Origin of the sequence: Pseudoalteromonas sp. S1650 (assembly GCF_005887195.1) — a bacterium.
Classification (GTDB): Bacteria; Pseudomonadota; Gammaproteobacteria; order Enterobacterales; family Alteromonadaceae; genus Pseudoalteromonas; species Pseudoalteromonas simplex.
In genome coordinates this window covers 1-22,560 of record NZ_PNDF01000023.1, presented here as the reverse complement: position 1 = coordinate 22,560, position 22,560 = coordinate 1, and the positions used below count along the sequence as shown (strand labels likewise).

Here is a 22,560-nt window from a genome sequence, read left to right as displayed (position 1 = left end):
ATAACATTGTTATAGCGCGGCTTTTTTGTAAGCGCGAATAAATCGCGCTTGATATATGCTGTTATAGACTTTCGATTTTCGCTTTTTGCGCTAATAGTTTGTCTTTCGCATCGGTAAACTCAGCCAGCTTAGCATGCTCTTTAGCAAGTACAGCCTCTGGCGCATTATTTACGAACTTCTCGTTAGCTAACTTGTTTTGAACCTGTGCTAAGCCTTTTTCTGCTTTTTCAAGCTGCTTCGCAATACGAGCTAATTCAGCTTCAACATCGATTAGGCCAGCCATTGGGATCATGATCTCAAGGTTACCAACATACGATGTTGCACACGCTGGTGCATCGTCTTTGTTATCAAGAAGCGTGAACTCTTCAAGCTTAGCAAGCGACGCTAAGAATGCTTCGTTATCCGTTAAGCGGCGCTTGTCTTCGTCAGACGCATTCGCAAGCAATACCGATAATGGTTTGCTTGGGCTGATATCCATTTCACCACGGATGTTACGAATAGCAAGAATGAATTGTTTAACCCACTCAAGGTCGTCCATCGCTTGGCTATCAACATTTGCTTCATTATATACAGGGAACCCTTGAACCATGATGCTAGTGCCCGCAGTTTCGATACCTGCAAGTGGTGCAACACGTTGCCAAATCGTTTCTGTGATGTATGGCATTAACGGGTGCATTAAGCGAAGTAGGCTTTCTAATACCGTGATTAGGGTATGACGAGTACCACGTTGTTGTGCTTCGTTACCTTTAAACAGTACAGGTTTAGTCAGTTCTAGGTACCAGTCACAGAATTGGTTCCAAGTGAACTCATAAATGGTGTTTGCTGCTAGGTCAAAACGATAGTTTTCTAGATGCTCAGTATAGGTTTTAACCGTTGCTTCAAATTGACCTAAAATCCAACGATCAGCAAGTGAGTACTGTTTCTCAGCATCTGTAGCGAAACCACAGTCTTGCTCTTCAGTGTTCATTAATACGTAACGGCTCGCGTTCCATAGCTTGTTACAGAAGTTACGGTAACCTTCAAGGCGGTTCATATCCCAGTTGATGTCACGGCCCGTTGAAGCCATTGCCGCAAGGGTAAAACGCAGTGCGTCTGTACCGTGTGCTTCGATACCGTTTTCGAATGTTTTACGAGTGTTTTTCTCAATCTTCTTCGCTAGTTGTGGCTGCATCATGTTACCAGTGCGCTTTTCAACTAGGCTTTCAAGGTCGATACCGTCAATCATGTCGATAGGATCAAGTACGTTACCTTTCGACTTAGACATCTTATCGCCGTTTTCATCACGGATAAGGCCAGTTACGTAAACGGTTTTAAAGGGTACTTGTGGCTTGCCGTCTTCATCTTTGATAAAGTGCATGGTCATCATGATCATACGCGCAACCCAGAAGAAAATAATATCGAAACCTGTTACCAATACGTCAGACGGGTGGAACGTTTTTAAATCATCAGTGTTTGCAGGCCAGCCTTGCGTTGAGAAAGTCCAAAGCGCAGATGAGAACCAGGTATCTAAAACGTCTTCGTCTTGCTTAAGTGCAACATCATCAGCAAGGTTGTTGTCGCGGCGTACTTCAGCTTCGTCACGACCAACGTATACGTTGCCTTCGTTGTCGTACCAAGCAGGGATGCGGTGACCCCACCAAAGCTGACGTGAAATACACCAGTCTTGTACGTCGTTCATCCACGAGAAGTACATGTTCTCGTATTGTTGAGGAACAAATTTAATGTCGCCATTTTTAACTGCTTCTTTTGCAGGCTCTGCTAGAGGTGCTACGCGCACGTACCACTGATCAGTAAGAAGTGGCTCAATCACTACGCCAGAACGGTCACCGTAAGGTACAGTTAGGCTGTGATCTTCGATTTTTTCTAGTAGACCAAGTTCTTCAAATTCGCTCACAATCGCTTTACGTGCATCAAAGCGGTCAAGGCCATGTAGGCGCTCAGGAATTGGCGCATCTAATTCAAGCTCTTTACCGTCGAATGTGTAGCTTTCGCCTTCGCTTAATACCGCTGCATCTTTATTGAAGATGTTGATCATTGGTAGTTGGTGACGTTTACCCACTTCGTTATCGTTAAAGTCGTGGGCAGGCGTGATTTTCACACAACCTGTGCCTTTTTCCATGTCTGCATGTTCATCGGCAACAATTGGAATACGGCGGTTTACGATAGGCAGTAAAATTTCTTTACCGATCAGATCTTGGTAGCGCTCATCATCAGGGTTAACAGCAACACCTGTATCACCTAGCATTGTTTCAGGACGTGTTGTCGCAACAATGATGTAGTCTTTACCATCTTTGGTTTTTACGCCATCAGCAAGAGGGTAACGTAGGTTCCACATATGACCTTGTTTGTCTTTGTTTTCAACTTCAAGATCAGAAATCGCCGTGTGTAGTTTAGGATCCCAGTTAACTAGGCGCTTACCACGGTAGATTAAATCTTCTTTGTGAAGACGTACGAATACTTCTTTCACCGCTTCAGAAAGGCCTTCGTCCATAGTGAAACGCTCACGGTCCCAATCTACAGACGCGCCTAAACGACGTAATTGTTTAGTGATCGTGCCGCCAGAGTGGTTTTTCCACTCCCAGATTTTATCGATGAATGCTTCACGGCCTAGGTCGTGACGTGTTTTACCTTCTTCAGCAGCAAGCTTACGCTCAACAAGCATTTGTGTTGCGATACCCGCGTGGTCAGTACCAACTTGCCATAATGTGTTGTTGCCTTGCATACGCTTTAAACGCGTTAGCGTATCCATGATGGTATCTTGAAACGCGTGGCCCATGTGTAAGCTACCCGTGACGTTTGGTGGCGGGATCATAATTGAGTATGCGTCACCTTGGCCAGACGGTTTAAAGTAGCCATTTTCTTCCCAGCCTTGGTATAAAGACTGTTCAATATCTTGCGGATTATAGGTTTTATCCATTACACAGAACCTTAAATAAATGCTTAAATGTCAATTTCTTGCGTTGCAATATGGGCGCCCAGTTGGCGAAGCTTTTTAAACCGCTCACGGGCGGCTTGCTTAGCATTTGGCTCAACGGGTACGAAATCATAAACCTGCTGAAAACGGCGAATAAAATCCGGTAGGTGCTCAGCTAGGTTGATTAATATTTTTCTGTTGCCGACAGGTGGAGTCATACCAATTTCAACCGGAGCGCCACCTTTAGGGCCTTCACCTTGTAAGTTGTGTGGTACAAAACTATCTGGTTCAAATGACCAAATGATGTCGTCGATTGTGTGGGCCGTGTCGGTGTTATCAGCGTAAATAAATACGCGATGACCTAGACGATACTGATCCGCAGCAATTTTAGCTGCCAGATCGAAAACAGCGCCAGCCGCTTGGTGGGCACTATCATCTTGTTTTAGAACGTAAAATTGTGCGTTCATATTCATAGTGACTTTCGTCCCCACAGATACACAGATCAAAGCAGGGATTTTGACATAGAACGCGAATTGCTTCAATTAATAAGGCGCCATTTGGCGCCTTATTTAGGGTTAGTTTTAAGCTTGCGGTAAGGCTTAATCGTGACTTGCTTCGCTCACGCCTGCGCGGTTTAGCAAATACTGAGTCAACATAGGCACCGGACGACCGGTTGCGCCTTTGTTTTTACCGCCGCTGCGCCATGCTGTACCTGCGATATCTAAATGCGCCCAGTTATATTTTTTGGTGAATTTAGATAAAAAGCATGCCGCTGTAATCGTACCTGCGGCACGGCCACCTAAGTTGGTGAAATCAGCGAATGGGCTTTCAAGTTGCTCTTGATAGTCATCCCATAAAGGTAACTGCCATGCACGGTCGCCACTTTGCTCAGATGCTTTTAGTAGGTCATGGGCCAGTGGGTTGTGGTTTGATAGTAAACCTGTGGCATGCGAACCCAGCGCGATAATACACGCACCTGTTAGTGTTGCTACATCAACAACGGTATCTGGTTCAAAGCGCTCAACATAGGTTAGTGCATCACACAGTACTAAACGGCCTTCAGCATCGGTGTTTAACACTTCAACTGTTTGCCCCGACATAGTGGTTAAGATATCACCTGGGCGATAAGCGTTTGAGCCAGGCATGTTTTCACAACCCGCTAAAACACCGACAACGTTAATTGGTAATTGCATTTGCACAAGTGCGCGCATAGTACCAATAACACCCGCTGCACCACCCATGTCGTATTTCATTTCATCCATGGCTTCGCCTGGCTTGATTGAAATACCGCCTGAGTCGAAAGTTAAGCCTTTACCGACTAACACGATTGGCGCTTGGTCTTTGTCGCCACCTTGATAGTTGATCACCGACATAACCGATTCATTAGCACTACCACGGCCAACCGCCAGGTATGAATTCATGCCAAGCTCTGCCATTTTTTCTTCGCCAATAATATCAACAGTCACATTATCGAAGTTATCAGCGATTTCTTGCGCTTGCTCACCTAAATACGCAGGATTACAGATATTTGGCGGCATATTGGCAACGTCTTTACATAACTTGCTACCTGCAGCGATGGCTAAGCCATGCTCAATTGCACTTTCGCCAATGGTTAACTCACGACGCGTTGGTACGTTGAAAACAATTTTACGTAAAGGACGACGAGGGTCGCTTTTTTTGCTCTTCAGTTGATTGAAGGTGTATAAGCAGTCCTGAGTTGTTTCAACTGCTTGGCGTACTTTCCAATAAGTGTCACGACTCTTAACATGTTGCTCAGTTAAAAAGCATACCGCTTCCATTGAACCTGTTTCGTTAAGTGTGTTTATCGTTTTTGAGATAATTTGTTTGTATTGTTTGTCATCAAGCTCGCGCTCTTTGCCGCAACCTACCAATAATACTCGTTCGCTTAGTACATTAGGTACATGATGTAATAGTAATACTTGGCCAGGCTTACCTTCAAGATCGCCGCGGCGCAATAAGTTTGAGATATAACCGTCACTGATTTTATCTAATTGTTCACCAATGGGGGATAAACGACGTGGCTCATAAACGCCTACTACAATACATGCGCTACGTTGCTTTTCTGGACTACCACTTTTTACGCTAAATTCCATTGTTGCTCCTGATATTGAGTCGTATAACCTTAATTTATAAGGGTAAGAATTTCTTTTTCGAGTCTTTTCTTACATTTTTTAGTTTAGTAGCACTAATCTTAGTACATAAACCATGACTCTATTTATGTGTTTTTGAACTTTATCTTAATGTGAATATCAATATCACATAATAGATGTCATCTGTACCATTAATGCAAGATTATATGCGCTTGCTAGGTATGATATTTGACACTGATGACATATAATAAAGTGAGTAAAATAACTAGTTTACTCAAAAATCCTTACTATTCCAGTGAAACTCGATGTTTAACAGGGGCGAGCATTGCTAATTTTTCGTTATTTGACCACTGAAGTCTTCAAGTCGCAGGTCGCCGTATTTTTAACTTTGATGACTATTTTTGTGTCTCAAAAGTTTGTTGTTATTTTAGGAGACGCCTCTGAAGGGGGTCTTCCAGCTAAACTTGTGCTTTCGATGATTGCGCTAAAACTTCCTCAACTTGCTTCACTTATCCTGCCTTTGAGTATCTTTTTGGGTATTATTTTGGCGTACAGTCGCATTTATGCTGACAGCGAAATGACAGTTTTCAGAGCCTGCGGTGTCAGTGAGTGGTACGTAGTTCGGGTAACGCTTATCTCAAGTACTGCCATGGCTATTTTAGCTGGTGCCCTAACTCTTTATGTCGCACCATGGGCCAGTGAGCAAGAATATCAATTAAAAGAACAAGCAAAAGCCGATGCAGGCTTATCGGCATTACGTGCTGGGCGTTTCCAGCAAACAGGTAACGAAAAAGCGGTCGTTTTTATTCACAACATTGAAAACAGTGGTAAAGAGCTACACAAGGTATTTGTTGCGCAGTTACCTGATCGTGAAAAAGGTGACTTAGCCCGTTTAGTGTATGCAGAGCGTGGTGTGGTGATTGAACAAGATAACGGTGAACAGCAACTTGTTCTTAATGATGGTAAGCGTTACGAAACAGACGGCGAGTCTGCTGCTTTGAACTTAACTGAGTTCGATGGTTACAGTGTACAAATTCAAGATCAAGAAATAGAGCACCAGCGCCGTAAGTTAGAAGCAATTCCAACCCTTGATTTATTCAAAATGAAAACCTCTGAAGCCATTGCACAGTGGCAGTGGCGTTTAGCTATTCCACTTTCAATTCCATTATTAACTTTACTCGCGGTGCCTCTGAGTGTGGTGAATCCGCGCCAAGGTAAATTCGCTAAATTAGTGCCCGCAATTAGCTTGTATTTAGGGTATTTCATTTTGTTGAATGCCGCTAAGTTTGCTGTTGAAGATGGAAAAATACCGCCTTCAATTGGCTTATGGTGGATCCATTTATCAGCCTTGTTTATTGGTGGTTTCTTGATTATTAAAGGTCGTCCGCTCGGCGCATGGTTAAAGGCAGTTGTGACTAAGCGGGAGTTAAGCGCATGATGAAAACACTCGACTGGTATTTAGGTCGCAGCATAATTCAAACAACCGGTTTTGCGTTAATGGTGCTGGTAGGTATCAGTACCCTCATTAAGTTTATTGAGCAGTTAAAATCAGTTGGCCGTGGTAGCTACGATATTGCAACAGCGTTGATTTACACCCTGTATAGCATGCCAGGTGACTTAGTTATCTTCTTCCCAATGGCTGCATTGATTGGTGGCTTAACAGGTCTAGGCGCATTGGCATCAAATAGTGAGTTGGTTGTTATGCAAGCGGCGGGTATGTCACGTTTGCAAATTATTGTCTCAGTCATGAAAACCGCGATGTTTATGGCTATTTGTATGATGGCGCTAGGTGAATGGGGCGCCCCAGAAGCACAGCTCAAAGCAAAAGAAATACGTAACCAAGCGATTTATGGTGGTGATGTATTTAATGCTAAGCAAGGTGTGTGGGCGAAAGATGGTAGTAACTTTATTAATATTGAAGATGTCGATCAGCAAGGTACTTTACGTGGCGTGCATATGTATCACTTTGATAAATCGTTGCAACTTACGCAAATTACCAAGGCAGAAGAAGCATTAAATCGTAAAGATGGCTGGTTACTTCGTGATGTAAATAAAGTCATGATCACGCCAGAGCAGATCACGACTGAGCAGTACAAAGAAGAGTTCTACGACTCGCAGCTGACTGCTGAAAAATTAGGCGTTGTATCAGTTAAGCCCGAATCGTTGTCGTTTACTGGGCTTTGGTCTTATTTAGGTTATTTACAGCAAAATGAACAAGATACTAGCACCTATGAGTTGGCGCTATGGCGCAAAATCATGCAGCCAGTATCTATCGCCGTTATGTTGTTAGTTGCTCTGTCGTTTATATTCGGACCACTTCGCACAGTAACCATGGGCGCACGTATCATCATGGGTGTTATAACTGGTATTACTTTCCACTTAACCAATGAGATATTTGGTCCTGTGGTAATGGTTTACCAAATTCCAGCTGTGGTTGGTGCTGTGTTACCAAGTCTGTTGTTTATTGGGTTTGCAACATACCTGTTGAATAAACGGGTGTAAAATTCGTTTTAAATCATAAAAAAGCGTGGTTTGAACCACGCTTTTTTTTATGCTTGATTTGCCTTTAATCAAGTGAGCGATAAATACGTTTGTTTTCTTCTTTAGTTAAAGTGATCACTTCAGTTTTTGCAATGTAATCTTGCAATGCGCGTTTATTTTTAAAATCGACCAACACCACTAAGTTACCTAAACCTAATAGTGCAGTAATGGCTCTAAGTGCACCTTGATGCCAGCTAATTAAATGGCCATCGAGGGTTTGCACCTTCAAACGCCACGCGCGCATACCAATTGTTTGGCCGCTTTTAGTCCAAAAGTAACTAAAGAAACTGATACTCACTATTACTAATAATGCGCTACGGATACCGTATAGTAAGGGTGAATTTTGAATGAAAGCAGAGACATCTTCGGCGTCACCAATGCTAAGTAACTCTAAAGAAATAAGCCCTTGAATAGCTAATAAATACAGTACGGTTGTCAGCATCGCAAAGGCAATGATAACCAAGGTATCGTAAATTAAAGAGGCAAAGCGGCGCCAGAAACCGGCACGTGGAAACTCAGCTGACATAAACAATCTCATCCAATTAAATTGCGCAGTAGTTTAGCAAAGTCCTTCGCAAACAAGAAATACTTAACGGCTGTTTAGTATGCTGGGAACTGAACTGGCTTTGCTAACCTTAATTACACAATCAAAATGAGTATGCAAACATCACTATTTATTAAAGCAAAACCCACCATACCTTTAATCATCCAAGCTTTAAAATTTCAATACCTATAAAACTAGTAGGGTAGTGGACACTGACAAACTCTAAAGTTAACAACTTGTTTAATTATTGTTCGGTTGATCAGTGACGCCGCACAAAACGCTTGCTGCCTTACCCATTCTTTGTATAATGCTTGGCATAGAGACAAAAGCAGTAAAAAAAGCTTTCGCTCTAAAGTGGTTTTTCTTTATCTTCTCGTGTTTAGAAGGTTAAAGAAAAATGAAGCCAGTATGATGGAATTGGTAGACATGACGGATTCAAAATCCGTTGCCTTCGGGCGTGGCGGTTCAAGTCCGCCTACTGGTACCACTTTTTAACCCGTTGATTTTCAACGGGTTTTTTCTTTTCTGCAATATAGTTTTTCTTAGTCACATCCATTTTTTTATAAAATTAACCCAAACTGTGACGATTTTTTGCCACAGTTTTGTTTCTGCTTTTTACTTGTCACAATGGTCATGAGTTGTTTTTGTCACAGCTCACTTCTATTAGCTTGGATTCTTGTAAGCTGGATTTTGGTCCATCAATATTTTTCGCTTGCTCAGCAAGGTACTCTTGCGAAGGGTGAGCATAACGTTGCACCATTTCTAAAGTTTTCCAGCCACCCAGTTCTTTTAAGGCCAACAGGTCTGTACCAGCCTCAATATGCCTAGTTGCCCAGTTGTGTCTTAAGTCATGAAACCTTAAACCATCCAATTGTGCCTGTTTGGTAATGCGTTTCCACATTGCATCTTTAATATCTTTAACAGGGTTATTGTTATTATTTACAAATACATAAGTAGAGCTTCTCTGCTCTTTTAGCTGTGAAAGCATCGTTATTGCTTTGTGAGATAATGGTACTATGACGTGATCTTTCGATTTGTGATCTTTCGCATCAATATAGATACACTGTTTGCAGAAGTCGATTTGTGACCATCGTAGTGAAAAAATATTGCTTCGCCTCATTCCTGTGAGTAAAGCGAAAATGAGGACACTTCTTAGGTAGTAGGGCGCGCATTCTAAGAGCTTTATAACATCAGCGTTATCTAGTTTAAAAAAGGCACGTCTAGGCTCTTTCTGTATCTTAATTACGGGTACTCTATCTATCCAGCCAAGCTCTTGGTGACAGAAGTTTAAAAACGCCTTAAGCTCTGCCAAGTATCTGTTGCGAGTAGCAATTGATATTTCTTGCTTTTTTGCAATAGTCGAGAGTACTAAGTGAGTGTCTATTTTCTGGACATTAGGATCGGCTAATTTGACCTTCCACCATTCTAGTTTTGATGCTTTTTCTTTAACTGTGCGATTTGATTGTCTCGATTCAAGATAAATCTCAACAGCTTCAGAAAAGCAGTGTGCTTCAGGCGTCGGATCAGTGATTTGCCTCCAAAGTTCTTGCTTTAAGCATGCTTCAAAGGCTTCTGCCTTAGCTTTTGATGTTTGTCTGGTGCTTTTGTTTATACGCTTGCGCTTATCTCCATAGCTTAGCTCAAACTTTGTGTACCAATACTTACTCTCTTTTTTCTTATAGATCATAGGTTATGCTCCAGTGAATACCTATGCTATTAACTTAATGATAAAAAGAGGAAAATACAGAAGGGTTTATTATTTATGTTCGACTATTTACAGCTTGAAGTTCTGTTACAGTAACACCGATATGACAATAGCGCTTAACACTTTCTGTTGATGTCCAACCTCCAGCCTTCGCGATGGTCTCTAAAGTTGCCCCATTTCGTCTTAGATCGGTCGCAAAGTAGTGTCTCACATGATGAGGAACAAAACTGTCAGGTAAATTAGCTGCTTTAATTGCAGCTCGCCAGCGAAGATAATTGAGCCTCGGCAATTTGCCTTTTTTATCTGCAAACAGCTTGCTGGACGAAATGCTATTTTCTTTTCGATATTTAAGAAGGGATGTAATACATTGAATAGCCTCATCACTGAGAGGGACTTCCACCATCACTCTTGCTTTATTTTTTAGGGCAGGTAGGTGCATGATTTTTTTGTTTAAGTCGAATTGTGAGACATCAGCTTCCAGCAGTGAGGTGTATCTTATCCCCATATGCCATAACAGCATTAGAAACATTTTTTCTTGCATTGTTTTAGCGTAGTGATTTACGAATCTTTGCCAAGTGGAATATGGTAAATCAATAAACTCTCGCTCCCCTGATTTAAAAGATGGGATTGTTGGTTGGTGTGATATCCACTTTAATTCATACGCAATTTTACTGGCAGCTCTTAATTCGACACCGTATTGATGTTTCGTACTATCAGACCATTCATTTTCATGCATTTCCTGTATAACCATATTCACGAAGCTTACATCAAAATATTCTAGTGGTAAGTCACCAGCAATGTAGTGCCAAACCCCAAGCTTTTTGATTTTTGCGTCAGCTGTACTTGCCGTGGAAGAAGATGTTTGAGTGTGTGCTTGTGCTAACGCGTTTCCTAAATAACGCCCCTTTGTTTCTTTTAGCGGTTTTGGACTTTTTAAAGAGGCTTCATGTATTTTCTGATTTGCTTTTTCCTTGGCTTCTTCTAAGCATTCTGTTTCAAGGCTTAATCTCGTACCTTCAGAGTCAAAAATGGAAGCTATAGCTTTGTGTTCATCACTCTTATTTCTAAAAGAAAGATAATATTTATTGCCTCTTTTTTTTACCCCTAGCTTATATAATTCGACATAATCAGGAATTGAACCTTTTGGTAAACCTGATTTTAAATCTTTCAGGTACTTTTGAGTAAGTTTGCCTTTTTCTTGTGTATTCAACATAGAAAATTCATCAATCCGCTCTTTGGCTTTTAGCACATAATAGAGCCTTTGCGATTCAGCCTCTTTGGCTATTGCAGCCTGAGCAATTGCTATTTCTGAAGAGTCGAAATTTGATATATGGCTTTTTTCTTGATCGACAGCTGTGTGTTTAAGTTTTGTTGTAGTATCTTGGAGAGTCGATGGATTCTCTGTGGGTACGGGTGTTGTACTTTGAGATACTTCAGCAAAGTTCTCTGTAGATACGGGTGTTGTACTTTGAGATACTTCAACAGCTACCCCTGTAGATACGGGCGTCGTACTTTGAGATACTTCAGCAACTTTCTCTGTGGGTACGGACTTAGCACTTTCAGGTACTTCAGTAACTTTCTGCTTTGATGAGGTGGATTCTCTTTGATCCTGCTGTTTTTTCTGAGATAAAGCCTCTCGCATTCGCTTGTTGTACTCTTCCGCTTCTTCTGGCAAAAACCACCAAGTGTCTTCATCTTCATCGTAATCACCTTGCAGTTCACCTTTTTTGGCTAACTTTATTATTCTTTCTTTAGGAAACCCTAGCCTTGTCTCAAGCTCGTCAGTTGTTAGCCACCTTGTTGATGCATATGCACAAGCACAGTTAACCAATGGCGCATTTGTATGCGCCATTGAATTAACATTACTTGAGTGTGAAGTATGCATCTTTAACCTACTAAAAATTAACGTAAGTCAATTTTGCCAGATAAAGAAAAAAAATGGTTTTTTAAGATTTTTGAAAATGGGGTAAAAAAAATTATTTATAAATTTGACAGGTACAGTCTTATGAAAAAGCCAGCATAGCTGGCTTTAGGTTATAACGAGTCAAAAAACGCGTTAACTGATTTATCAAACAAGTGATAAAAATATAAAAATTGTCCAGTGTGTTGAATATGTGATTGCACATCTCGCTTGAACTGTTTCAATAAGTAGAAATTACAACTGAAAAACACGTTCGTAGCTGGGCGCATTTCTTCAGGCAACGCTTGCATAAAAGAGTCGCTAACGACTATAAACTCCTGCTGGGCAACATAGTTTCTTACGTAATATATGTAGCCATCATTTTGTTCATATAAAGCAATATATTCTTCATCATTAGCAACTGCAGGTCGCTTCTGAAATAGTTCCACAACGTTTGAGTTAGTCATATTCATCTCCAAAAAGTTTGTCTTCGAAAATAAATACGAGCTACTTATGCAAAATTTGCATTGTCTGCCGCTTCTTATTTTTGATTTTAATAACATGGAGTAAATGAAATGGATAATTACAAATTTAATGCAGCTGTAGCAGCCGATTTTTTAGAGAAAGTTAGTCAGTGCCTTTATCAAGAGTATGACGCTATTTATGACCTAAACTTTACGGAAGATGATTTTGATGTAGAGAAGCTGTTATTTCACTGCTTTTCTAGTAGCTACAAAATTAGTTTTAGCTATGAACAGTTATCTCTTCTAAGGTCTCTATTATTACTACTTTGCAGCAACACTAACTTATTAATGGGTAATGACGTTGGTGATAGTGAAAGCTTTGTTGATGAACGTCAGTTGGAATTTGACTTCGATAACTCGTATTAATTCGCATGCAGTGAACATGTTTATCTTTAAGTACATACAGGAGATAAACATGAGCCAAACAAAATTTCAAATTGTCAGAAAGTACACAAGAGAGTCTAAGTCACCATTTCAAGACGCATCGACGAGCCTTTGGCTTGCAAATGTCACTAACGAAGACAGGCTTGAGTTAGACTTTTCACAATACATATACGTTCATCGTGATGATGTTGGAAAAGTCGTCGGAGTAAGTGTTAGTAAGTCAATTGCTCGAGAGAGCAGTCTTGAAAGTCAGTATCTTGAAGGGAGCGGTATGTATCGCATACTTATCTTGTACATTGACCAAATAAAAGATTTCTGCGAGCTCTGGGCTGATGAATTTGAACAGTTCTTTCTACTGCCGCCTGATTTGTTTTTCGAATTAGCGCAGTGGCATTGGAGCACAATCATTGAAAATGATGGTTAATTGAAGCGACTCGAAAGAGTCGCTTTTTCTTGAACATATTACTACCAGATAGCGTCATGCCCTTACTTGCAATGACACTATTCGTTGGCACTCGCTTTTTTATTATCTAGATATACCCAAATAGCGCCGCCAATCATCATTGATAGGGGGACCAGAAAAGTTAAGTATTCAATCTGAAAGTTCATAGCACTTCTCCAATTCAATGTGAGGAAAAAATATAGCTCGTTACCTTTGCTAGTAATTAACTATAACACATCGCAAACGGAGCATGATTTCACTATACGGCCTTAGAACAATAGCAATGTCATTTCTACTATCCATCACATGCTAGCTCAAGTAAAAAATAGCGGCGCTAGTAAGATAGTAAACCAGAATTCACTTTACTAAACTGGTAATAAACGCACTTATTTTGCTTGTTTATTTCTTACTTAATAGTGCGAGACATACTGAAATAAGCAGGACGCTCAATCATCACTTAGCAAATGTCGTTACCACCGCACCCTGGCGGTGGACCTAGATTTGGCTTCTTTAGGAAGTCAGCTCGCATATATAAGCGGTTTGCGATAAGAGTTAACTGTAGGGAGAGTTAGCTGTGTGAGTTGCACGAATGCGTTGCAGCAAACTCAGATGAATGACAGAGCAATAAAATAGAAAAGCAGGCACAGTGTGTCTGCTTTTCTCTTTAGATTTCTCATCGATCAAACATATGTATTTGCACAGTACATAAAACAGGAGAAACTGTGTGAAGACATTACGCTTAAAGTTCGTTCTAGATTTAGTTCGAGTTATTGTGAATGTAATTTATATATCTGTAGTTATTGCGGTTGGATTTTGGGTCGTGGACTATTTTTCCATCTACAAAGCTGCATCAAGTTATGCATTTTCGGGTATTGATGGATATGCACGACTTATTATCGCATTCATTTTTGCAGAAATCTTAGGCTATGTTGAATCGAACTTAAGAGAAAAATACCTGTGATACTCAGCGCCTAATGGGCGCTTTTTTTTAAGTTTGTGGTAGAGGGGGACGCTATGGTTAAGTTATTTTTGGTCAGAAGCCTTTTAGTTCTAAAGGGCAACTATTGAGTTATAGCCCTGTTGTTAATATTTCAGCGAGCCTATGAACGAATTAATTGTGTTTGATTAAATACTACCCTCTAGCTTCTCTCCCAGCCTCATCTTCATCAACACGCCAACGCCAATACCTATCAGGTTTTACCCATACAACCGTGTTCTCATTTAGCTTTTTGAATTCAGTTAATATATTTCTACCCAGAACCAAATTGCCATCAGGATTCTCTCTTAGCAATTCTTCAGCTTGAGATTTAATGGCATAATCAACCGCATCGTCCTGATAGATACAACCATGAAGCGTGAGCTCAGTCTGCATCCATTCGGCAATATCTTTCGCTTCCATCAATTTAAATAACAGCCTCAACTTTCAATAGTGATTCTTGAGGGAAGTCTCCAAGATCAAGCTTCTTTCCTGCAAACCACTGGCAACGATAATTACCTGTAAACTCATCTCTAATATTTATGCGTACTTCTTTAACTGTCATATCAGGGCCTCCGGACTTTAGCTTAACAATATCACCAACATTGAAATCAGGTGTCTTACTCATACGTCACTCTCACTTTAAAGATTATGGTCTGTATATTTTTATATATGGCTTAATTATCTATCTTCAATAGCGTTACGGCATTTTAATTTAGTAGCCTAATCGTTTTCCTGTGAGTTAATAAATAATTTTAAAAATAGAGAAAAGCAAACATAAGCTAGAACTTTTAGCAACTCGTAAAACTTATAGGTCACCAATTTCTGAATGGTATATTACTTTGTTTTACTTTAATTGGGCATTGATAATCGTCTTTATCCAAAGGAGGGAAATGTTTCAAAACAAATGCTTCAGTTGCGCTAATGGCAAGCTCTGGATGAGGGGTGTGACCAACTATAATTTCATCAATCAGTCTACTGAAGTCCACACTATCTAGATTTACTTTATAAAATGGCGTTAGCATTGAATTACCAGCACGAAATTCTAAATCTTCGAAGTTAACTGTTGCAATAACTCTCCACTCACACTCCTCTGCAAAGCTAGAGTCTTTTAATAAAGGGGCTATTTTTGCCAGTCGGTCAAGAAACTCATTACCACTTTCATAATATGTTTCCATTTTGTATCCAGGTTCGGGTTCTGAGTTAAACTCATCAATGACTTGGTCAATCATACTTTTGACAAGTTCTTTTTGTGCATTGTTCTCATATACACATTGAGCTAATTCAAAGCCTTGAAGGGTAATAAAAGGCTCAAAAGCAAATTCATTAAATCCGATAGAATATCCACCCAGGGTGCGTGAATATCCTCTCCACTGGCTTAACAAATCCCCATTTTCAGTCAAAGAAGACACACATATATTCATATTCTTGATATTGGGGATAATATCAATATAGTAATTTAATTTAGTTATTAACGCTCTTTCTTGATGTGTCTTGGCTTCTTCTATTAAGTCTTCCAAGTGTTCTTTAGCTAGAGTTAATGCGAGAGCATATTCTTTCTCATCATTTAGGTATTGAATTTTGGTTGCCCACAACTCTTGGTTGATGAAGATACCCATAAATCCATTTTGGTCAGTGTAGTGATACAAAGTCATATATATCCAGTTTTTAAATTTCACAACTTAATTGTGCGCAATTTGAGCATCTCTTTGACACGCAATATATTACTTCTTTTGTTAGTAGGCTGCACCAAACACAATAAACTATTACCATTTAAATACTAGCGTACTAACTTAATAGCTTGTTCCACTCCTAACAGAATTAGGGGGAATGGAAGTAAAGTGCAAAAATGACAAAAATTTAAGTATAACGAATAGCATTTATGAAACTACGAAACGTTCTTGTAATGTAGCTCCGTTAGGTATGTATTTACGTTAGCTACAAATTCATCTAAAAAATCAAAGACTCTAATTTTAACATTGTAAAGATCTGAAGGAACCTGATCTTGACCAATATCTGAAAATGACTTGTTACCGTGAGCTAAGTCATTTCTATTTTGCTTTACACTTCCTAGATCTCTTCCATCACTTACAGGAGTAATTCCGTATGTATGGCAAACGTTTCTGATAATATCTGCGTCAAGATTTCCTGAAACTCCTGAAATAAAGTTGCTAAAATCTAGAGGGGTATTGTTATGGGCCTCGCAATAATAGTCATATATATTGTCAATCAAGTTATTACTTGCACAAGTAGTAAGACTAATTGACTTGGAATGCCACCAAACTTTTCTGAGTTTCTCCATAATTTCGATAAAGCCAAGCTTTTCATCTGCAATTTTATTGTAAATACTCTTAACACCTTCTGAAACGGTTGCCTCGACTAAGTTGTATATTATAAGGTGAGTAGAGGCTTTACAGACTTTGTTTGCTAAAGATGAAACGGGGAATATATTGCCATCAATATCAGTTATATTCGCACCGTCTTTGTCTAAGGCTGTCAACAAATTTAAATAAGCTTCTATTTCTAGCTTTCTCTTATTATACTCTGCCGTGAATGATTCCATATAATCCCTATAACAAATAATCTCTAACGAACTCGACTCTGCCCCTTAGTCTAGGTCCTGAATTACTCGCATGTGTTGTAACATGCTTTTTAAATTCTAATGTTTGAGTAACATCTTCTTTCATTGGGGGCAGCTCAGGGTTTTCCTTTAAAGCCAAATTAACCCCAATTGCTATTGCCTCAAATCTAACACGTGGTGTTGACTTTGAGTTTACTGCTTTTGCAAAGCCTGCAGGGAGATTTTCTGCTACATATTCCAGCATATTTTTGTAATCTTGAAGGAGTATATCTTTATCAAAGCCTTCGTTATTTTTTTCTACGAGATAATTATCTAAGAACTGTGAAACTGAATGTTTAAATTCTTTATATTTTTCGGAATAAGCAAAAAATCGTAAAACTAACTCTTCCCTTTCTCCTCGATCTTTAGACTTCTCGGAGATTGGACATAATTTATTGAAAAGTTCATCTTCAGCTAATTGAGCCACAAAATCGTAAAAGGGGCCTGAATAGGCGCCTTTTCTTATTTCACTCTTATTAAGGTGTTCACTACCAGAGTTTATGCGCTCAAACATATCGAGTCTAGCTTGATTTGGAACAGTTTCTGGTAGAATTACCATACGAATTGATCTATCCAACAACTTGTTTTGTTGAGAAGTTGGTAGGTCAGAAAACTTTAGCCCATTTAGTTGATCAATGCGCTCTAGGTCTTTAAGTGTCAACTCATTTTTAATGAATGATGCTAGCGTATTAATTCTTTGAGCGCCATCTAGTATCTCCGTTTTTCCATTAGGGTTAGAGATGCCAAACATAAAAGGGATAGGTAACCCCATCAGCACAGATTCAATAAACCTACTCTGTTTTTTTAAATCCCATACAAACTTTCTTTGGTAACCTGGGATGTAAAACAATCCTTTTTCAAATCGAGATACAATTACCTCAACAACATATTCTTTAGTATCGTATGTAATAGTTGTTTGAGTATCTCGAAGCTGTAATTCAAGTTGACTTAGATCTTCAACATCTTGGTTATTTTTCATTATATCCTTCCATTTCCAAGATTATTTGCTTTGATAAAATAGGTGGGACTACATTTCCAATCATTTGTTGTATGTCACCTCTTTTAGGAACTTTAGAGTAATCCAGCCAATCTGGCAATCCCTGAATTCGGGCTGCCTCCCTTGGTGTTATAACTCTTTTTTTCGATGGGTGTACAAATCTTCCTTGTCCCATAGAGCCAAATCCTCCTGTTATGGTCTGAGCTGGCTTATCCCAATTTAGACGACCATACATGGATTTGTAGCTATGGTCACCTTGGTGACATTTTGGGCGCTCTGAATTTGGAAGGTCATACAAGTTATTGTCAAAAAGAAAATCTACTCTATTTTTGTTATTAGGCATCATTCTAGAAGGTACATCTATAAGCTGAGTAGAACTGATTTCTTCTAAATCTCCAATTACCTGTCTCAAATTAGTTTGTTTTAGGCCTGCATAAATTCTGTTTAAGAAGTTTTCAGGCAAAGCAACTCTGCTTCCTACTAATATGTGGCGTTTTCGAGTTTGCGCAATTCCAAGTTTAAGAAAGTCGACAACATATTCTTCAACAGAGTATTTGCCTTTCAGGTGCCTAGATAACTGTTCTACCACTCGTTCTTTAGAATGAACTACAGTTGGTACATTTTCTATTACAAACACATTTGGGTTGAAGTGATTGATGAGTTTCAATGTTTCTAAGTAAAGTAAATTTCTTGGATCATCACGTCTTGTCGAGTTGTTTAAATCAGAATGCCCCTGACATGGAGGGCCCGCAAAAAGGTAGTCTATGGGGGCATCATAAATTAAGTTTTGAGGCTCTATATTTAGAATATCACCCTCATAATAATTATGTATATACGTATGGAAATTATGTCGATAAAAATTACTACATGAAGAAGATGCATCACATGCAAATGCTATTTCTAATGGAACGTTTAATGCGTATGAAGCTTGAATGCATCCGATAGTCATTCCACCGAGACCGGAGAATAAATCGACAATTTTCATTTGAGTTTAACTTTTGTCTAGTCATTACTTTTTAGTATTATATATCAACTGAATTTCCAAAACATGTTAAATTAGATCAGTATCAATATAAGAATTCAGGCTTTTCTTTAAAAACAGACTTCGAGTCAGAGGTCTCGTATTTCACCTCAGAATTGTGTTATACAACTTGTTGGCTAGTTCCATGCTCTATTTTGCTTTTCATAGGCCGTAGGTCAAAATTGCTAAGCAACTTTGAGACAAAGGAAGTTATCTACATCAGTATTATTAGCACTGCATCAAGGTAAGTTTATGAAAGCTAGGTGCTATAATTTTTTAACCTCTCATAAAACCAACACTCCATGTGACCACAATTACAAGCATTGTTGAATTTCAATAAAACTTACTTTCAATCACACCCAAAAACTTTGTTCTAATAATTATTTTGTCTTTCAGTATCTCTGCTTCTGCCTCCGTCAGCAGTGGTTGCTTTGTTTTCTTGTCATACCGTGTTGGCATTTCATTGAGTAGTTGCTTATAGAATCGTTGGGTGTCTTGCTGAATTTTTGTTGATGCTACGATGAGAAAGACTTTGTCATATAATTTCTGCTCACCAAAGAGTGCGCTTTTAAATTTTAAAATACTTTGTTCATGCTGTTGTTTTCGCTTGAATGAGTGCTCTATTTCAATTGCAGCGACTTCGTTATTGTTTAGCAATACTAGCGCATCAACGTTTTTTACATTATTTGATGGAAAGAGGCGTTTGAACTCTAATTCAGTCAAATAGGCTTTCCATAGCGGATTAGGTGTACCGTCTGTATTACTATTTTGAATACCAAGCGCAAGAACAAAACTTAAAATGCTGTCATGCATAATGGAGTTTTGATTCACTTGGTGTATTGGCTCTGATGTTGAGCGATAAGGAAAGTCAATTTGTGTTAACTCACGTGCATATTGTGCGCCTGCGTATGTTAATACATAGACGCGACCATCTGCTGCGCGAATTGTTTTAGCTGTTTGAAGTAATCCCATACCAACGAGCTTGTTTAAAAACTCTAAGGTTTTTGCTCTGTTCGTTTGCCATGCCTCTGCACACACAATCGCTGATACAAATCCAAACCGCATTGCATATTTTATTGTCCACTCTAGTTTTGCTTGGCCTTGTTGTCGTCGGTTTTTATATTTTTTGTAATGCATATCGATGTCAAAGTAGGGCAGATATACATTACTGTTGGTAATACCAGAAGTATCTTTATCTATCGTCATTTTTATCTCCATCGTGATTTGTTTACTTAGAGATATGAAGGTTTGAGTGATACGAATTTTGCTAACTTAGCGATGAATTATCGGTTTTTCATTAGGAGAAGCATTCGCTTCAGTACACCTAATGAAAATACTTATAGATAAACTAAATAAGGCGTTTCACTTCATTAATCGCAAAGGTTTCACTTTGCGATTAAACGCTTACAACCCACGCCAGCTCTAATGTTGACATTCGTCAACGAGCTGGCTCTACGAAGCGTTCGCTTCTAGGGTTGACGCTTAGCGCATGTCGGCTTGCGCCGCACTAACCCCCCTTTTGCCATGCCAGGCTGCGCATTGATAAATCATGTTGCTTGTAACGCTGGCAATCGTTCGTGTCCTCACTTTTAGGTTTACTGTTTCATTGCTTCGCTATTCCACAGTAAATTTTTGCTCCACAAAAACAAAAGCGGGGTTAGTCCGCCACAGTCGGACATGCGCTGCTGCGCTCGAAAATTGGCTTCGCAATTATTCTTACTCCGCGATTTATTGAGTTGTTTCACAACTGCTTTTTGTTGCAGTCAAAGCGATTGCTTTGATGCGAGATAACGCTTCGCTTTGTAATTAACACCAGAACACTTTCTGCATAATCTACTTTTATTAATCTTTGATAATGCGTGTACGATTATCTCGTTGACAAAAAACAGATACAGAATCTCGAATTGTAGCGGGATGAGTATCTTTGCTTTTATTAATAAACAAGCTCTACAAAGAGCCAAGGAGAACAAATTATGAGATAGATAAGATGGTTTGCCTGCATAGCATTCGCTGTGATTAAACCGTAAACAGGCTGGTGTTTAGCGCTGCACGAGAAACAAAGCCATAGATAAAAGCAGTCAACACTTTTTATCTTTTGAAACTTTTTAGTCGATAAAAGTTTTTATAAAAATATGTTTGCAAATAAGTTTTAAATTCTTAAAGTCAAATAGCGCCAAAACGAAAATTAAGGTGCAATTATGACAGACTTACTAAGTTTAAAACTATTCGGCCATTGCTCTGTGGAGCCATTTATAGAAGAAGATATAGACACACAAATAACCCCAATTGATGTATGTGATGACATACTGACCAATCCTTTAAACCTCTCAGTGCAGATAGATATGGCTGCTGCAACTGCTTGCGTGCTTTCAGATGAAAGTGATATTTCAGAGCTCCTCACAGAGCCTGTATCGTTAATTGATATTAATGACAACTTAGCTTTGTCTGAGTCAATATCGAGTACTGATGAATGCCATGTAAACCACACAGACCATAGTTTTATGTTATCGGATGAAGGCGGGATAATAACGTTTGATGACGACCACGGTGCGTCAGACTGGGGATTTGATGATGCAGGTATTAGTGATAATACAGATTTTTAGGTTAGTGAAGGAAGGGATGTGGTGGGTACCATTTTGGGCAGGTGTAGCAACAATCATCTTATTCGCTGCGGTTTATTATCTGATCAAAGAAATTTTGAAAAGAAAATACTCTTCAAATAAGAAATAGTTTGCACTAGATCTGACAGTTACCCGTTTTTCAATCGGTGACTGCCAGTTTAGATTTGAGCAAAATTCTTCTCAGCTAATACAAAAAGTTGGTAATCAAATTCTCGTTAGTTAGTGTCCTTACCAAAGCCCACATCAGTGGGCTTTTTTTGTGTTCCAATAAGGTCTGTTTTATATGTATTTACGACTTCGCCCAGTTTCTATCTTAAGTGCTTCCTCATTTATTTCTCAAAGTGGGGTAATGTAGATGCATCAGATACTGTTTGATGGCATATTAAAGGTATGCTTCAAGACGCTTAAATTCTCTGTGATAGAAGTTTTTAAATTTCTAATCATAAAATTTTTCTTTATGGGGTTTCTATCCTGATGTCCCCAAACAATTTTAAGTTCTATTTGATAGGTTTGTTGTCAATATTTTTGACATCAACAGTGAAGCTACCAATTGAACCTTCAGCAACTTTAACTGAATACTTTTCTGAGTTATCTGTTGATGGAGGCTCCTCATCTGTATGATCTAACTTCCAGTCTTTGTATTTCTTAAGGCAAAACATGAGAACTAAAATACTTAAAGCATATATACCTAAGACCCAACTGCCTCCAGAGTTTGCTGAAAGGGTATAAAATGCAGCGGAAGTGACTCCAAGCATTAAAGGTTCAATGGCTTCATCTGGGCCGTTAGTAAATAACATATGTCCAAGCTCAATGCCTGCAGATATTGCTAACGCATTTGCAATATAACTAAATGTATCTATACCAAGCACTTTATTGACAATTGAATTATCTTCAAATGTACTGAGTAACCCCAACGTTTCAAATGCTTCACACAACCCTTTAATAGTAAGAATAGTAATTAGAATAAAACCTATAAAAAATTGTAAATAAATTTTTATAACCTTTACTACATCAGGAAACTTACTTTCATAAGGGTCGGTAAAGTTTAAATATTTTTTCCCCATCTCTAACTTCAAGCTCCTAGTTGTTTAATATAGCTAAAACGCATTGCAAGAATTATTCAAGTATGAATCCCGAATTCAGATAATAAGTGCACCACTCATGGTTAAACGGTGAGAAGAGATCAACTGCCTGTTGGTGGTACTCTATCGTCGCCAAACAAACAGAAGCATTTACCATCAGTAACAAGCAGTTGATCGA

21 protein-coding genes and 1 tRNA gene are annotated in these 22,560 nt (G+C 39.1%); 7 read left to right on the top strand and 15 right to left on the bottom strand.

Features of this window, described 5'->3' with window-relative positions; genetic code table 11:
* Positions 1 to 61: 61 nt before the first annotated feature.
* The 3 genes from CWB80_RS07855 to pepA form a co-directional block, all read right to left on the bottom strand.
* Positions 62 to 2,917, bottom strand: a complete 2,856-nt coding sequence (locus CWB80_RS07855) for a valine--tRNA ligase (RefSeq protein WP_138598898.1) — start codon at positions 2,915 to 2,917, stop codon at positions 62 to 64.
* Between the two features lie 23 nt (positions 2,918 to 2,940).
* A complete protein-coding gene (locus CWB80_RS07850; protein WP_054552639.1) occupies positions 2,941 to 3,387 on the bottom strand; it encodes a DNA polymerase III subunit chi in 447 nt (148 codons plus the stop codon).
* Between the two features lie 126 nt (positions 3,388 to 3,513).
* A complete protein-coding gene (gene pepA, locus CWB80_RS07845; protein ID WP_062570143.1) occupies positions 3,514 to 5,028 on the bottom strand; it encodes a leucyl aminopeptidase in 1,515 nt (504 codons plus the stop codon).
* Between the two features lie 322 nt (positions 5,029 to 5,350).
* Here pepA and lptF point away from each other — a divergent pair, with 322 nt between their 5' ends.
* Positions 5,351 to 6,463: an LPS export ABC transporter permease LptF gene (gene lptF, locus CWB80_RS07840; RefSeq protein ID WP_138598899.1), complete on the top strand. Its 1,113-nt coding sequence runs from the start codon at positions 5,351 to 5,353 to the stop codon at positions 6,461 to 6,463.
* The gene (gene lptG, locus CWB80_RS07835; protein ID WP_054552636.1) at positions 6,460 to 7,527 is read left to right on the top strand and encodes an LPS export ABC transporter permease LptG; all 1,068 of its coding nucleotides are present in this window, start codon (positions 6,460 to 6,462) and stop codon (positions 7,525 to 7,527) included. The genes lptF and lptG overlap by 4 nt, the downstream gene beginning before the upstream one ends.
* A 64-nt stretch (positions 7,528 to 7,591) precedes the next feature.
* Here lptG and CWB80_RS07830 read toward each other — a convergent pair whose 3' ends face one another.
* The gene (locus CWB80_RS07830) at positions 7,592 to 8,092 is read right to left on the bottom strand and encodes an RDD family protein (RefSeq protein ID WP_138598900.1); all 501 of its coding nucleotides are present in this window, start codon (positions 8,090 to 8,092) and stop codon (positions 7,592 to 7,594) included.
* A gap of 420 nt (positions 8,093 to 8,512) precedes the next feature.
* Here CWB80_RS07830 and CWB80_RS07825 point away from each other — a divergent pair.
* A tRNA-Leu gene (locus CWB80_RS07825) sits at positions 8,513 to 8,597 on the top strand.
* A 144-nt stretch (positions 8,598 to 8,741) separates the two neighbouring features.
* Here the strand turns inward: CWB80_RS07825 and CWB80_RS07820 are convergent.
* The 3 genes from CWB80_RS07820 to CWB80_RS07810 all read right to left on the bottom strand — a co-directional run bounded on the left by CWB80_RS07820 (position 8,742) and on the right by CWB80_RS07810 (position 12,182).
* Positions 8,742 to 9,797 carry a tyrosine-type recombinase/integrase gene (locus tag CWB80_RS07820; RefSeq protein ID WP_138598901.1) on the bottom strand — a complete coding sequence of 352 codons (1,056 nt, stop codon included), beginning with the start codon at positions 9,795 to 9,797 and terminating at the stop codon, positions 8,742 to 8,744.
* Between the two features lie 73 nt (positions 9,798 to 9,870).
* Positions 9,871 to 11,667, bottom strand: coding sequence for a tyrosine-type recombinase/integrase (locus CWB80_RS07815; protein WP_171041499.1), 1,797 nt, complete (start codon positions 11,665 to 11,667; stop codon positions 9,871 to 9,873).
* A gap of 182 nt (positions 11,668 to 11,849) precedes the next feature.
* Entirely contained in the window at positions 11,850 to 12,182 is a 333-nt protein-coding gene (locus tag CWB80_RS07810; protein WP_138598903.1) for a hypothetical protein, read from the bottom strand.
* Positions 12,183 to 12,290: 108 nt separating this feature from the next.
* Between CWB80_RS07810 and CWB80_RS07805 the strand changes: the two genes are divergently transcribed.
* The 3 genes from CWB80_RS07805 (at position 12,291) to CWB80_RS07795 (ending at position 14,026) form a co-directional block, all read left to right on the top strand.
* Positions 12,291 to 12,605 (top strand): hypothetical protein, encoded by a 315-nt coding sequence (locus tag CWB80_RS07805; RefSeq protein WP_138598904.1) that lies wholly within the window; start codon positions 12,291 to 12,293, stop codon positions 12,603 to 12,605.
* Between the two features lie 49 nt (positions 12,606 to 12,654).
* Positions 12,655 to 13,047, top strand: a complete 393-nt coding sequence (locus tag CWB80_RS07800) for a hypothetical protein (RefSeq protein ID WP_138598905.1) — start codon at positions 12,655 to 12,657, stop codon at positions 13,045 to 13,047.
* A 742-nt stretch (positions 13,048 to 13,789) separates the two neighbouring features.
* Positions 13,790 to 14,026: a hypothetical protein gene (locus CWB80_RS07795; RefSeq protein ID WP_138598906.1), complete on the top strand. Its 237-nt coding sequence runs from the start codon at positions 13,790 to 13,792 to the stop codon at positions 14,024 to 14,026.
* 171 nt (positions 14,027 to 14,197) lie between these two features.
* Here the strand turns inward: CWB80_RS07795 and CWB80_RS07790 are convergent, their stop codons facing one another.
* The 7 genes from CWB80_RS07790 to CWB80_RS07760 form a co-directional block, all read right to left on the bottom strand.
* Positions 14,198 to 14,464: a DUF6953 family protein gene (locus CWB80_RS07790; protein ID WP_138598907.1), complete on the bottom strand. Its 267-nt coding sequence runs from the start codon at positions 14,462 to 14,464 to the stop codon at positions 14,198 to 14,200.
* Between the two features lie 4 nt (positions 14,465 to 14,468).
* Positions 14,469 to 14,669: a YodC family protein gene (locus CWB80_RS07785; RefSeq protein WP_138598908.1), complete on the bottom strand. Its 201-nt coding sequence runs from the start codon at positions 14,667 to 14,669 to the stop codon at positions 14,469 to 14,471.
* Between the two features lie 187 nt (positions 14,670 to 14,856).
* A complete protein-coding gene (locus CWB80_RS07780; RefSeq protein WP_138598909.1) occupies positions 14,857 to 15,696 on the bottom strand; it encodes a DUF2971 domain-containing protein in 840 nt (279 codons plus the stop codon).
* Between the two features lie 233 nt (positions 15,697 to 15,929).
* Complete coding sequence (locus CWB80_RS07775) at positions 15,930 to 16,604, bottom strand: MAE_28990/MAE_18760 family HEPN-like nuclease (protein WP_138598910.1); 675 nt, start codon at positions 16,602 to 16,604, stop codon at positions 15,930 to 15,932.
* A gap of 7 nt (positions 16,605 to 16,611) precedes the next feature.
* The gene (locus CWB80_RS07770; protein WP_138598911.1) at positions 16,612 to 17,640 is read right to left on the bottom strand and encodes a DUF262 domain-containing protein; all 1,029 of its coding nucleotides are present in this window, start codon (positions 17,638 to 17,640) and stop codon (positions 16,612 to 16,614) included.
* Positions 17,630 to 18,643, bottom strand: coding sequence for a DNA cytosine methyltransferase (locus CWB80_RS07765; protein WP_138598912.1), 1,014 nt, complete (start codon positions 18,641 to 18,643; stop codon positions 17,630 to 17,632). Before CWB80_RS07765 ends, CWB80_RS07770 begins: the two co-directional genes overlap by 11 nt.
* A 369-nt stretch (positions 18,644 to 19,012) precedes the next feature.
* Complete coding sequence (locus CWB80_RS07760; RefSeq protein ID WP_138598913.1) at positions 19,013 to 19,885, bottom strand: hypothetical protein; 873 nt, start codon at positions 19,883 to 19,885, stop codon at positions 19,013 to 19,015.
* A gap of 992 nt (positions 19,886 to 20,877) precedes the next feature.
* Between CWB80_RS07760 and CWB80_RS07755 the strand changes: the two genes are divergently transcribed.
* Positions 20,878 to 21,282, top strand: coding sequence for a hypothetical protein (locus tag CWB80_RS07755; RefSeq protein WP_138598914.1), 405 nt, complete (start codon positions 20,878 to 20,880; stop codon positions 21,280 to 21,282).
* Positions 21,283 to 21,797: 515 nt separating this feature from the next.
* Here CWB80_RS07755 and CWB80_RS07750 read toward each other — a convergent pair.
* Positions 21,798 to 22,376: a hypothetical protein gene (locus tag CWB80_RS07750; RefSeq protein ID WP_138598915.1), complete on the bottom strand. Its 579-nt coding sequence runs from the start codon at positions 22,374 to 22,376 to the stop codon at positions 21,798 to 21,800.
* Positions 22,377 to 22,560: the final 184 nt, after the last annotated feature.

Bases quoted from the DNA above. Each gene is read 5' to 3' on its own strand.
- CWB80_RS07855 (WP_138598898.1), bottom strand. From the start codon at position 2,917: ATGGATAAAACCTATAATCCGCAAGATATTGAACAGTCTTTATACCAA.
- CWB80_RS07850 (WP_054552639.1), bottom strand. From the start codon at position 3,387: ATGAATATGAACGCACAATTTTACGTTCTAAAACAAGATGATAGTGCC.
- pepA (WP_062570143.1), bottom strand. From the start codon at position 5,028: ATGGAATTTAGCGTAAAAAGTGGTAGTCCAGAAAAGCAACGTAGCGCA.
- lptG (WP_054552636.1), top strand. From the start codon at position 6,460: ATGATGAAAACACTCGACTGGTATTTAGGTCGCAGCATAATTCAAACA.
- CWB80_RS07830 (WP_138598900.1), bottom strand. From the start codon at position 8,092: ATGTCAGCTGAGTTTCCACGTGCCGGTTTCTGGCGCCGCTTTGCCTCT.
- CWB80_RS07820 (WP_138598901.1), bottom strand. From the start codon at position 9,797: ATGATCTATAAGAAAAAAGAGAGTAAGTATTGGTACACAAAGTTTGAG.
- CWB80_RS07815 (WP_171041499.1), bottom strand. From the start codon at position 11,667: ATGGCGCATACAAATGCGCCATTGGTTAACTGTGCTTGTGCATATGCA.
- CWB80_RS07810 (WP_138598903.1), bottom strand. From the start codon at position 12,182: ATGACTAACTCAAACGTTGTGGAACTATTTCAGAAGCGACCTGCAGTT.
- CWB80_RS07805 (WP_138598904.1), top strand. From the start codon at position 12,291: ATGGATAATTACAAATTTAATGCAGCTGTAGCAGCCGATTTTTTAGAG.
- CWB80_RS07800 (WP_138598905.1), top strand. From the start codon at position 12,655: ATGAGCCAAACAAAATTTCAAATTGTCAGAAAGTACACAAGAGAGTCT.
- CWB80_RS07790 (WP_138598907.1), bottom strand. From the start codon at position 14,464: ATGGAAGCGAAAGATATTGCCGAATGGATGCAGACTGAGCTCACGCTT.
- CWB80_RS07785 (WP_138598908.1), bottom strand. From the start codon at position 14,669: ATGAGTAAGACACCTGATTTCAATGTTGGTGATATTGTTAAGCTAAAG.
- CWB80_RS07780 (WP_138598909.1), bottom strand. From the start codon at position 15,696: ATGACTTTGTATCACTACACTGACCAAAATGGATTTATGGGTATCTTC.
- CWB80_RS07775 (WP_138598910.1), bottom strand. From the start codon at position 16,604: ATGGAATCATTCACGGCAGAGTATAATAAGAGAAAGCTAGAAATAGAA.
- CWB80_RS07770 (WP_138598911.1), bottom strand. From the start codon at position 17,640: ATGAAAAATAACCAAGATGTTGAAGATCTAAGTCAACTTGAATTACAG.
- CWB80_RS07765 (WP_138598912.1), bottom strand. From the start codon at position 18,643: ATGAAAATTGTCGATTTATTCTCCGGTCTCGGTGGAATGACTATCGGA.
- CWB80_RS07760 (WP_138598913.1), bottom strand. From the start codon at position 19,885: ATGACGATAGATAAAGATACTTCTGGTATTACCAACAGTAATGTATAT.
- CWB80_RS07755 (WP_138598914.1), top strand. From the start codon at position 20,878: ATGACAGACTTACTAAGTTTAAAACTATTCGGCCATTGCTCTGTGGAG.